This is a genomic window from Flavobacterium luteolum (assembly GCF_027111275.1).
Taxonomy (GTDB): domain Bacteria; phylum Bacteroidota; class Bacteroidia; order Flavobacteriales; family Flavobacteriaceae; genus Flavobacterium; species Flavobacterium luteolum.
On record NZ_CP114286.1, the window covers coordinates 4233183 to 4245384 of the forward strand.

The window sequence follows — 12202 nt, forward strand, 5'->3', positions numbered from 1 at the left end:
CTTTACTAAAGAAATCTAACCATGAAAAAGATATATAAACAACTTACGCCGATTTTGTTTTCGATGCTTTTCGGAAGTACTCTTTTGGCACAAAATTCTGGTAAAACCGAATGGTTTGAACCTAGCAGACCCGCAACAACATATTGTAATCCGATAAATATTGGGTACAATTTTACTACTCATAATCACAACGGAATTCCAGAATCACGCCGTTCGAGCGCCGATCCTGTAATTATTACCTATAAAGGCGAATATTATTTATTTGCTACCAATCAAGCAGGTTTCTTTTGGAGTAAAGACATGTCCGACTGGAATTTTGTTTACGGAAGTTTTCAAAGACAGCCGGGCGACGATGACCAGTGTGCTCCTGCGGCTTGGGTTGTTAACGACACATTATTTTATGTTGGTTCAACTTGGAAAAGAGATCATCCGATTTGGAAAACAGCTGATCCAAAATCAGGTAGATGGACACGCCATGTAGATAAAGCAATGCTTCCAACTTGGGATCCTGCAATTTTTCAGGACGATGATAAAAAAGTATACATGTACTACGGTTCAAGCGGAAAATTACCACTTGTTGGAGTAGAAGTTGATTATAATACTTGGCTTCCAAAAGGAAATCAGGCTGATTATGCAACTTTGTATAAAGCGACAGAAGTAGAGGATATTCAGAAACCATACGGACAAATTAAAGAAGTTGCCATTTTAGATCCTTCGGCTCACGGATGGGAACGTTTTGGGCCAAATAATGATATGGAACCTGCACCTTGGGGAAATTTTATTGAAGGTGCTTGGATGACGAAACATAATGGAAAATATTATATGCAATACGGAGCTCCTGCAACCGAGTTTAAAGGTTATGCAAATGGAGTTCATGTTGGAGATAATCCGTTAGGGCCATTTACGTATCAAAAACACAATCCGATGTCATATAAACCAGGCGGATTTGTAATTGGAGCTGGACACGGAAATACTTTTGCCGATAATTATGGAAATTACTGGAATACTGGAACATGCAAAATTTCTATTAAAGATCGTTTCGAACGTCGTATAGATATGTTTCCAGCAGGATTTGATAAAGATGATGTAATGTATTCTATTACCGCTTATGGAGATTTCCCAATTGTATTGCCAACAAGCGAGCGTGATCAGACAAAAGGAGCTTCATCTGGATGGATGTTACTTTCGTATAAAAAGCCTGTTACTGTTTCTTCTTCTGAGGAATGTATGGAAGTGGAAACGCATAGAATGGATAACGGAGGAAAAAAAGTATATGAGAAGTTTTGTTACGGACCAGAAAATTTGACAGATGAAAATATTCAAACCTATTGGTCTGCAAAAACAAGTAATCCAGGCGAATGGCTTCAAATGGATTTAGGACGTCAAATGGAAATAAATGCTTTGCAGATTAATTACGCAGACCATAAAGCGACGCAGTTTAATAAAGCAATGGATATTTATTATCAATATAAAATATTCATGTCAGATGATGCTCAAAATTGGACTTTGGTGGTAGATAAATCTAAAAATGATAAAGATGCACCACATGATTATGTAGAGCTTTCAAAATCGATTAAAGCGCGTTACATTAAAATGGAGAACATTCACAATGCATCAGGCTTGTTTGCTATTTCTGATTTCAGAGTTTTTGGAAATGGATTGGCTGCAAAACCAAAACCTGTAGCTTCTTTTAAGGTAGACAGAAATAAAGCAGATTCTAGAAATGCTATGATTTCATGGAAAAAACAGACAGATGCAATTGGTTACAATATTTATTACGGAATTGCTCCTAATAAATTGTATAACAGTATTATGGTTTACGGTGACAATACATACGATTTTAGAGGTTTGGATAAAGGCACAAAATATTATTTCACAATAGAGCCTTTTAATGAAAACGGAATTGGAACAAAAAATAAGATTATTGAAGTAAAATAATCTTTATTTAAAGAATACGTAAAAGCTCCGATTGCAAATTGAAGAATTTGTAATTGGAGTTTTTTTTGTGAAAAGGTTGAGGAAAAAACTTCAGAAATGTCAATAATTTTGTTCCTTTGCGAATATGCCATTGGCATGCTAAACTCCAAATTACTACAAAAACTATGAAAAAAACGATTCTTTTAACTGCTTTAGTTTTAAACGGATTGACATCTTTTGCACAGACAAATGATGAAAAAAACATTAAATTATTTTACAAAAAAGCTTTAACCGAAGCAAAATGCTACACGTGGCTAGAATACTTGTCAAATGATATTGGCGCTCGTTTGTCTGGATCTAAAGGAGCAGAACAAGCTGTTGAGTACACTAAAAGCCAATTAGAAAGTTTAGGACTTGATAAAGTATATTTGCAAGAAGTTATGGTGCCACATTGGGTTCGTGGCGAAAAAGAAACAGCTTATATTCTGGATGGAAAAGTAAAAACCACTGTACCAATTTGTGCATTAGGAGGTTCAGTAGCAACTCCAAAAACGGGTCTTACAGCAGAAATAATCGAAGTTCAAGGAATAAAAGAATTGAACGAACTTGGAGCTGATAAAGTAAAAGGTAAAATTGTTTTCTACAATAGACCGATGAACCCTGAAAACATTGAAACCTTTACTTCTTACGGAGCTTGCGTTGATCAAAGATATGCAGGAGCAAAAGAAGCTGCAAAATTAGGAGCAGTAGGAACAATTGTTCGTTCTATGAATTTAAGATTAGACGATTTTCCTCATACAGGAGCTCAAAGTTATGGTGACTTGCCAAAGGCGCAATATATTCCAACTGCGGCAATCAGTACAAATGGAGCTGAATTGTTAAGTAAATCTTTAAAAGCAAATCCTGCTTTAAAATTTTATTTCAAACAATCTTGTGAAACTTTACCAGATGCGTTGTCATATAATGTAATTGGTGAATTGACAGGAACGGTGACTCCAGAAAACATTATGGTTGTTGGAGGGCATTTAGATTCTTGGGATTTAGCAGATGGTTCTCACGATGATGGAGCAGGAGTAGTGCAAAGTATGGAAGTAATCCGTATTTTGAAAAACTTAAATTATAAACCTAAAAATACCATTCGTGTTGTATTGTTTATGAACGAAGAAAACGGCGGAAAAGGTGGTGCTAAATACGAAGAAGTTTCAAAACAAAACAAAGAGAATCATATTTTTGCTTTAGAAAGTGATTCAGGAGGATTCTCTCCAAGAGGATTTTCAATTGAAGCTGATGATGTTAATTTGAAAAAGATTCAAGGTTACAAAGATCTTTTTGAGCCTTATTTGGTGCACAGTTTTACAATTGGTCATGCAGGTTCTGATATTAATCATTTGACTTCGCAAGCTATTGTTAAAGCAGGTTTGAAACCAGATTCTCAGCGTTATTTTGATTATCACCACGCTGCAAATGATAAATTTGATGCAATCAATAAAAGAGAATTAGAGCTTGGAGCTGCAACAATGACTACATTAATGTATTTATTAGACCAAAACGGAATCGAGACTAAAAAAGCAAATTAAGATTTATTTTGAAGCTGTTTTTAAATTTTATCGCGATCTTATTTGTAACATTCGTATTTGGACAGCATAAATCTGAAGACACCTCTGGGAAATTATATATAAGCGAAAAAAAATATTCGTTATTATTTCCTTATAACTGGCATCTTCAACAATCAGATTCTTTGCAAAAGAAGTTTATGCTTTTAAGCGAAAAAAGTTCGGCAAATGATAATTTTATTGAAAATGTAAGTTTACGGATTTCTGATCTTGGATATACAGGAGTTAAAGCAAAAACAGTAAAAAAGATAATTGATAAAAGATTCGGAGTAAGCAGCGAAATTATTTCTAATCGAAAGGTTGTAAAAAACGGTTTACACGGTCAAGAAATTGTTTACAAGCAATTAATGAGTAATGGTGTTTTCGGTACTATTTTGCAATACTATTTTATTAAAGATCGAGATTTATACATACTTACCTTTTGCAGTAAAAGTGAAGAGTACTTGTCTTATATGCCCGTTTTTCAATACATGTATGAGAATTTTGATATAAGATAAAACAGTATATTGTTATAAAAAAAAACAGCAATCAGGTATTGATTGCTGTTTTTTTTTATATAATTATTATCGATTGGGATTAAAGTTTCATTACAATCAAATAAAATATAAAGGTGAGAGGGATATTAGAAAGTAAGATCAGAATTTTGGTTCCTATATCTCTTCGCTGTTCTGGAAGATGAATAAACCGGTCTGTTAAATGTACAAACATAATTGCATTTACAATTATTGCGCCCAACGCAAATGGCCAAGCGATAACCAAAACGATCGGATTTCCGTTTGAAATGATATAAAGGATAAACAGAATTGTGCTGATTATAAATGTGCCAACAGCCAATTCAATAGATTGTTTTTCTTCAAAAGGGTTGTGAATTGTTTTCATATGTTTTTAAATTTTAAAAGTTTGCTGAATAGTTTGAACAGGCATAAAAAGCATTTTTGAAAAATCGAGATAATGAAATGAATTTGCTTTTCTTCCTCTTTTAAATTGATGAATAAAATAGTTGATGCGCTTCGGATAAAAAATAGTTCCAGTTGCTATTACCATAAACAGATACATGCTTTTCTTTCCATTCCCAAGCAAATAATACTGCATGCCAATTTCTTCATAAACCGAAACGCCAGTATTAGTCAAAACATGGATAATATCGTGATCTTCGAGTTTTTCCTGAATATCAAAATGGTTTTTGTAAAGAAAACTTCCTAAGCCAAATCCTAGACTTTCTTCGGGATAATCCATTAGAGTGTTTTTATCAATATTCCAAGGTTCATTCTTTTTAAAATATTTTTGATACGGTTTTTTAGAACATTCATACAGTTTTTCAATCAAATAATCTCTCATAAGGTGTTGGTTTAAAAGTTCTTTGAATTTCAAAGTTAATTAACAAATAAAAAAGCTAGAATGAATAAGGGACTAGCTTTTTTGAAATATTAGTAAGTGTCTACTACTGTTTTTAATATATTAGATTCGGCAATATCAGAAGGAGCAACGACTTTTTCTTCTAATGGAATATCATTGCCATAACGCTCTTTTAGTATTTTCTGAACTCTCGGATCTTGCAAATTAAAATCTTTCAACTCTCTAAGTTTAGACAATTCGATTCCTGCAGCGTTTTTATAAATCTTCCAAATCAATTCAGAGCAATATATTCTGTTGTCAGTCCATTCAAAATAGGCATCGTATTCTTTACCGTCAAATTGCTGACTGTAATCTTTCATTTTTTGCAAAACTTGCGGACTTAAAGCATTTTCGTCTTTTAACCTTTTTACGACATATTTGCTGTCTTTTCCGTGTTTAATCCAATCTTCAAGTGGAGTAAGTTTTACTGGCTGAACGGCTTCAAAAACAAACCAATTTCCGTTAATATCGTAAATAATGCCGCAATGTGAGAATTTCGAATTAGTTGCAATTCGAACGGCTTCACATTGTTTAGATTCTGAGGTTTGAAAAATTAGATCACCATCCTTAAACTTGCTTGCCACCATTTTTTCTTCTTTGGCTCCAGTAAACGGATTGTTCGGAAAAACTTTTATAGCCACAAACAAGGCACAGCCAAAGCTGATGATAAAAGTAATGATCGGGAATAGATATTTTTTGAATTTCATAAAGTAAGTTTTAAAGTACTTTGAGATGCAAAGTAAATGATAAAAAAAATAGCTGCCAAATAAAATGACAGCTATTTTCTAAAATATATTTTGAGAAATATTAGATTCTGAAAATACCTCCAACAGCAATAATTCGTTGAAAATAAGTAAAGTGTTGAGACGCTTTATCTTCAGGGCTTGTTGTTGTTTTAATATCCGGCATGTTGATATAACCTCCTTTTAACTCTCCTTGAACATAAAAATGTTTGAAAAAAGTAATGTTAAGACCTGCTTTTGCAGAAACCCCATAACCAGAAACATGAAAATCATCGTGACGTTCTTTACCTAAAATCGTAGTATTAGTTTTTGGATATAAAACCCCAGCGCCAATACCTTCAGTTAAGTTAATCTGAACTTTATCGATATTTGGCAAACCAAACCATTTAGAAATATCATCAAATCTGGCAACTTCCGTATTGATGTAGTTTAAACCATCTGTATGTTCGTACATTAAAAAAGCAGGACCGTTTACATTTACTTCACCATTTCCATAACCTCCTTCTTTAGCTCCTCCTTGAGACATATCGACAGGAGTATTGTTATAGTTACCATTGTAGATTGATGCAGGATCATCTGATGGCAAATTGATGTTTCCGTTAACGTTTGCAATTTGATTCTGAGCCATTACATATTTCATGTGATCAACACCGATTGTAACACTATAATGATCACTAAAAAAGTAACCAAGTCTCAAATTTGTTTGAGGAATAGTCATATTTACAGGATTAACATAGTCAACATGCCATCCTTTTGGTTTGTCATGAGCTGACATATTTTCAACAGTAAAGTTGTAATCCTTACCTCTAAAGTTAACATCAGATTTTGAGTAACTTTCTCTATTACCACCCCACATAACAAAGAATTTTCCTTTATTGTGTGCAGCATATTTTTGTACTGGTATTTCCTCCTGAGCAAATGTGTTTAGAGAAACACAAGCCAGTAAGAAAAATAAAATTTTTGTTTTCAAAGAACTTAAGTATTATAAAAAATTAAAATGAGTTAACTGTTTTTCTAATAGCTACTAATTTGTTCATCAAACCTTCAAAATAGTCTAAATGAAGCATATTAGCACCATCACTTTTTGCGTTAGCAGGATCAAAATGCGTTTCGATAAAAATACCATCAACACCAACTGCGATACCCGCTTTTGCTACTGTTTCGATCATGTCAGGTCTTCCGCCTGTAACTCCAGCAGTTTGATTTGGTTGTTGAAGTGAATGCGTTACGTCTAGAACTGTAGAAGCATATTGTTGCATAGTAGGAATTCCTCTAAAATCTACAATCATGTCTTGGTAGCCAAACATAGTACCGCGATCTGTAACCATAACATTCTCGTTATTACAGTCTAAAACTTTTTGAACAGCATGTTTCATGCTTTCTGGGCTCATAAATTGTCCTTTTTTCAAGTTTACGGTTTTTCCTGTGTTGGCAGCAGCTACAACAAGATCAGTTTGACGAACTAAGAAAGCAGGAATTTGCAATACATCTACATATTGTGCAGCCATATCAGCATCTTCATTGGTGTGAATATCTGTTACAGTCGGAACGTGAAAAGTTTCAGAAACTTTTCTTAAGATTTTTAATGCTTTTTCGTCACCAATTCCAGAAAAACTATCGATTCTAGAACGGTTTGCTTTTTTGAAAGATCCTTTAAATACATAAGGAATCTGAAGATTGTCGGTAATACCAACTAATTTTTCAGCAATTCTAAGAGCCATTTCTTCTCCTTCAATAGCGCAAGGTCCTGCTAATAAAAAGAAATTTCCGCTGTCAGTATGCTTAATTTGTGGAATATGTTGTAAGTTCATAAAATTATTTTTTTGCAATGCAAAGGTAGTTATGATTTATGAATAGCAGATGAAGATTTAAGATTATTTTAAGAAGTCGAATAACTGACAAGGAGCTCAGTAGAATTAACGATTTTCTAAAATTTCTTCAAAATGATTAAATGCTTTTTCCAAGGCAATATTAAAGCATGAAAAGAAACTAAGACATGATATTTATCATGTTCCAAAGTTTTGCAGTTTAATGTTGTTTTTTAGTTTTAGCTAATATGTCTTTTTGATTTATTTTCTCTCCATCTTTTAATTAAAAATTGAGTGACAATAATCAAAATGAGAACAAAAAGAAAAAAGAAACAAGCTACAGCAATTCCGACAAGAGGCATTCCGCATCTTACAGGATTTGGATATTGTTCGTATTGTTTAGAAAAATTATAATCTGCAATATTAAAAGCCACAAAGGCAAGTACAATTTGAAGGATAAAATTTATCCAAGAAATAATAGTGAATTTTAGAGAAGACGGTTTATAGATTGAAAAACTTCCCAGTATTAATTGTGATAAGACAGGTAAAATAATGAGAAGCAAGGGTAGTAAATTAAGCATAATTTTAATCTGACACCGTTTATTTCAGCCTCAAACCTAGAGGAACCATTAAAATCCCTTTTTCATAAATATTCAAATACAGTTTTATCGGTTTTTTCTGTCCTTCCCATTTTAACTCGTAAACATTCAAAAATCCAGCGCCCATATTACTTCTTTTAGTTGGGAAAGGGCAGCACGTTTCTAATCTGGAATACGTTATTTTTTCGCCATTTGGGCCAGCCAAAGCGTTTAAGAAACGAGTTTCGTTTAGAGCTTCGTTATTTGTGTTTTGAAAAAAGATATTAATTGGATAATCAGGATCATAACCGTACTTTTTATCTTTAGCAAATTGCGTTATAGCAAAAGTATTGTCCTTTTTTAGAATCAAATCAGGTGCGTTATCGTCGACATTCTTTAAAGTCGATTTTGTGCTTACGCAAGAAGAAACACTGATTAATAAAACAATTAAAAAAGCTATTTTTTTCATGGTCGAGATTGTTGGATAATTAAACTGCTTGTTCTGTTGTTTTTGGATTTAGTCTTAAAGTACCAACTACAATCAGATATTGTGCCAGAAGATAAGTCAGCATAATAAAAAAGGAACTTTTAGGAATGGGAGCATAAAATTTATTCACCGCCAAAATGCTATCAGAAATAATAAAGAAAATGGCGCCTAAAAATACAAGCTTATTTCCTGGTTTTTCCCATACCAGAAATCCGTTGAAAGCAAATAAAAGCATAATTGAAATCACAGAAGCATAAATGGAAACAGGAATTTCAAGTTCTCCTAAATAAGGCATTAAAACAGAAACCATTCCAATTAAGTAGCATGCAATAAAGACACTTCCAAATATAAAAAGCGGTTTGTTTTGTTTTTTTCTGATTCTTTTCTGTTTATTAAAAAGAACGCAATAGACAATATGTGCCGTTAAGAAAAATACAAGCCCTAAAATAAAATAAATTTCACCAAGATCAGTAAAAAGCAAAATGACATCTCCAAGCCAAGAAAGCGCAAGTGCGGCCAATAAAATATTTTGAGTTGGAAATTTCCTGTAAAAGTAAGCCCCAAACCCAATAATTGGTATTAGGATGGGTTTAAGAAAAAGGTCGAAACGTTCGTAGCCAAAGAGCAGAATAATGAGATAAATTATACTAAATGCTACATAAATTTTAAAAAAAAATGAGTTTCTCATAATAGGGGTTATGAATTGGTATATTGGTTTTGGTTGGTTTTAAAGTCAAAATTAACAAAATAAAGTGTTGTCAAGAAAGATAAAATTAGGTAAGTAAAAATAATATAATTACTAATTGAAATTGTACGATTTAAACCAAACCAATCTCCATAATAACCAATGATGCAAATTACAATTCCCAATCGGATAGCTTCCCATAAAATAGCAAACCGGTTTTTATCCATTAACTCTGTGTAGCTATATATGGTTACAAAAATAAAAAAGCCATAGATGAAGATGTTTGGAAGACCAATTTTAGCAATATTTTCAAACAGATAACTTACAAATAGTAATGTTACCAGCATTTGAATAACAGACCAGTAAATTAGTTTTTGAGAATTCTGCGTGCCATATTTTTCAAAATTAAAAACATTCTCGATTTTGTTTACGGGATATTTTTCTTCAAAGTTTTCTGGACGCCAGCCTGTTGGTTTAAACCAAATTGTCAATTTGTCTTTCCATTTTGGAGCGCGCCAGGCATCTTTTATTAATAAACTCAGATGCTGAAAATTTATCTTTATAGGATTCCAGGTATTGGCTGGTCTTGTGATTCCGAAAACAGGAGGTACATCGTCTAATTCTTCTTGAAAAGTACCAAAAAGCTTGTCCCAAAAAATAAAAATCTGCGAATGATTTTTATCTAGATATTCTGGATTAATGGCATGATGCACTCGATGATGTGAAGGAGTTACCAAAATATACTCAACAAATCCCATTTTCTTAATATGTTTGGTGTGATACCAAAATTGTAAAAATAAATGAATAGGTAGCGTAATCGCAATTACAGAAGCAGGAACGCCCAACAAAGCTGCGGGAATCAATAAAAAAGTAAATAAATTGACCAAACTAGCAATGGGCTGACGCAATGCGCAAGCAAGATTAAACTCTTCACTACTATGATGAATGGCATGTTTATTCCATAGAAAATTAATTTGATGTGCCAAACGATGGCTCCAATAGCCATAAAAGTCGATAACAAAAAAGGCAATGCAATAGGAGAGAACATTAGCTTCCAAATGCTGTAATGCAATTTTAGAAACTAGCCATTCGTAAGAAAGAAAAGTCACGCTCAGTCCTAAAACATCTTTAACCGAATTAGTAATGCCAGAACTGATGCTGGAAACGCTGTCTATTAATGGTGCAGTGTCGTTCTTTTTGTAAATGCCGTAAATTTTTTCAATGATAATCAAGGCTAAAAAAACCGGCATTGCAATAATCAATATCTTTCCGTATTCTTCCATAAAAAATGCATTCTATTTCGTTCAAATATATAATAAAATCAAATGCATTTTGAATTATTTGTAATTAAACAGTTATGATTGTGTTATTTATTCAAAATAGAATTGCAAATTATTGAGACTCAAAAGGATATTTTACAGAATGAAATTTTACCGTTTTTAGATTCTTTATATTAAATCGTACCGATTCTTTTATGATTTGAAATGAGTCGTATTTTATATCCAAGAGTATTTGATTATCAGAACTGACAACTCCGTACTTATTGTTTTTCTTTACAACAAATTCTCCCGTTCCGTAAATCTCTGTAATCGCATCATATTCTGCCGGAATTGCTATTGTGTTGTTATTGCTGTAAACTCCAAATTTGTTCTTGTATTTAAAAACTTGATAGTTGCTCTTTGCAAATCCTCTAAAAATAGAATTATCCTTTACGAATTCATCTACAAAAATTTCAGTCTCAGTGTAATTATTGTTTTCAACTGTAAGAAGATATTTTTTAGAATTTTTTACAGCGAAAATTTTGTTTTGAGAAGCACTATAAAAATCATACTCTTCAGGAATTATAACTTCTCCTTTACTAGAAAGCAGACCTTCTTTGTTTTCAGGGTTAGTTGTGATATAGTATTTAGAAAAAGGATTAATATACTGATACGAAATCGGAATGATTTCTTTTTCCAGATATGGATTTACAATGCCTTGTAAATTATTTTTATAAGCAAAATAATGATCTTTGAATGAAATACTATCTTTAGAATAAACAGCATAAATGTTATCGTAAACTAAAGGTTTCAGAACAGAATCTTTTTGATCGACCAGACCATTTTTTGCATTACTTTTTACAATATAAATCGAATTAGAAGGATAAATTTCATCGTATTTGCAGTCAATATTGTATTTTCTATTTGAATTTATAATGCCTTTCTTTTTGGTCAACGTGTTTAAAATAAGGAAAGCATCTTGAGTAAGTATTCTTTCAAACTTATGATTTTTAATAGTATTTAAAACGATGTTTCCAAGAGTATCAATTATTAAAGTGTTTTTGTTTTGAAGCGTTACAATCGATCTTTTATGCTGGAAATATTCAATATCAGAAGCCTGAAAATTGGTGAATTGTTTTCCTTCGGCATTAAATAAATCAACATTGTTATTATTCTGGACAAATAAAATAGCATTGCTGCCCATTATATTCTCATATTTAATTGGCAGAATGATTTTATTTTTTAGGTCAATAACTCCGCTTTTGTTGTTTTTTGAAACTCTTACCAGATTATTTCCGAAGTAGAAAACATCTTCATAATCAAAGGGAATCATGATATTGCCTTGCAAATCAATAAATCCTCTTTTGAATTTTTTATTGACTATTTTGCCAGCTTCAAATATATTTTTAAGATCTTTTCTATTATGGATGAATTGATATGTGGGGTTTATAACTACATTTCCGAGAGAATCAATTAATCCCATTTTTTCGTTAAAAGTTCTAAATACAGCATAATTATTTTCAAAACCATACACATATTCGTAAGTCTTATTTTCCGTCAATTGCTTGCGAAGATCCTCAAATTTTGCTTGCCCTTTTGAGATAAAAGATAATAGTAGAATTATTAAAAGAAAGATATTTCTCATAATTTTAAATTAATAAAAATAAAAACGCATTCTGTTCAATTCTAGTAGAGAATAAAGCAGAATGCGTTTAAA

The 12202-nt window shown here is 32.2% G+C and carries 13 protein-coding genes; 3 read left to right on the forward strand and 10 right to left on the reverse strand.

Annotated elements, in window-relative coordinates:
* Window positions 1–21 precede the first annotated feature (21 nt).
* From OZP10_RS18195 to OZP10_RS18205, 3 genes are all read left to right on the forward strand, one after another.
* Window positions 22–1938 carry a discoidin domain-containing protein gene (locus OZP10_RS18195; RefSeq protein WP_281632133.1) on the forward strand — a complete coding sequence of 639 codons (1917 nt, stop codon included), beginning with the start codon at window positions 22–24 and terminating at the stop codon, window positions 1936–1938.
* Between the two features lie 164 nt (window positions 1939–2102).
* The gene (locus tag OZP10_RS18200; protein WP_281632134.1) at window positions 2103–3494 is read left to right on the forward strand and encodes a M20/M25/M40 family metallo-hydrolase; all 1392 of its coding nucleotides are present in this window, start codon (window positions 2103–2105) and stop codon (window positions 3492–3494) included.
* An 8-nt stretch (window positions 3495–3502) separates the two neighbouring features.
* Window positions 3503–4027: a PsbP-related protein gene (locus OZP10_RS18205; protein ID WP_281632135.1), complete on the forward strand. Its 525-nt coding sequence runs from the start codon at window positions 3503–3505 to the stop codon at window positions 4025–4027.
* Between the two features lie 79 nt (window positions 4028–4106).
* Here the strand turns inward: OZP10_RS18205 and OZP10_RS18210 are convergent, their stop codons facing one another.
* The 10 genes from OZP10_RS18210 to OZP10_RS18255 all read right to left on the reverse strand — a co-directional run bounded on the left by OZP10_RS18210 (window position 4107) and on the right by OZP10_RS18255 (window position 12130).
* Entirely contained in the window at window positions 4107–4409 is a 303-nt protein-coding gene (locus tag OZP10_RS18210) for a hypothetical protein (RefSeq protein WP_281632136.1), read from the reverse strand.
* Window positions 4410–4415: 6 nt separating this feature from the next.
* Window positions 4416–4868 (reverse strand): hypothetical protein, encoded by a 453-nt coding sequence (locus OZP10_RS18215; RefSeq protein WP_281632137.1) that lies wholly within the window; start codon window positions 4866–4868, stop codon window positions 4416–4418.
* An 89-nt stretch (window positions 4869–4957) separates the two neighbouring features.
* On the reverse strand, window positions 4958–5632 hold the full coding sequence (locus tag OZP10_RS18220) for a YiiX family permuted papain-like enzyme (protein WP_281632138.1): 675 nt from the start codon (window positions 5630–5632) through the stop codon (window positions 4958–4960).
* Window positions 5633–5732: 100 nt separating this feature from the next.
* On the reverse strand, window positions 5733–6638 hold the full coding sequence (locus OZP10_RS18225; RefSeq protein WP_281632139.1) for a hypothetical protein: 906 nt from the start codon (window positions 6636–6638) through the stop codon (window positions 5733–5735).
* A gap of 22 nt (window positions 6639–6660) precedes the next feature.
* Window positions 6661–7479, reverse strand: coding sequence for a 3-deoxy-8-phosphooctulonate synthase (kdsA, locus tag OZP10_RS18230; protein ID WP_132990404.1), 819 nt, complete (start codon window positions 7477–7479; stop codon window positions 6661–6663).
* 236 nt (window positions 7480–7715) lie between these two features.
* Window positions 7716–8057: a hypothetical protein gene (locus OZP10_RS18235; RefSeq protein ID WP_281632140.1), complete on the reverse strand. Its 342-nt coding sequence runs from the start codon at window positions 8055–8057 to the stop codon at window positions 7716–7718.
* Between the two features lie 19 nt (window positions 8058–8076).
* A complete protein-coding gene (locus tag OZP10_RS18240; RefSeq protein WP_281632141.1) occupies window positions 8077–8523 on the reverse strand; it encodes a 2-dehydro-3-deoxyphosphooctonate aldolase in 447 nt (148 codons plus the stop codon).
* A gap of 19 nt (window positions 8524–8542) precedes the next feature.
* Complete coding sequence (locus tag OZP10_RS18245) at window positions 8543–9229, reverse strand: lysoplasmalogenase (protein WP_281632142.1); 687 nt, start codon at window positions 9227–9229, stop codon at window positions 8543–8545.
* An 8-nt stretch (window positions 9230–9237) separates the two neighbouring features.
* A complete protein-coding gene (locus tag OZP10_RS18250; protein WP_281632143.1) occupies window positions 9238–10509 on the reverse strand; it encodes a sterol desaturase family protein in 1272 nt (423 codons plus the stop codon).
* 109 nt (window positions 10510–10618) lie between these two features.
* Window positions 10619–12130, reverse strand: a complete 1512-nt coding sequence (locus OZP10_RS18255) for a WG repeat-containing protein (protein ID WP_281632144.1) — start codon at window positions 12128–12130, stop codon at window positions 10619–10621.
* Window positions 12131–12202: the final 72 nt, after the last annotated feature.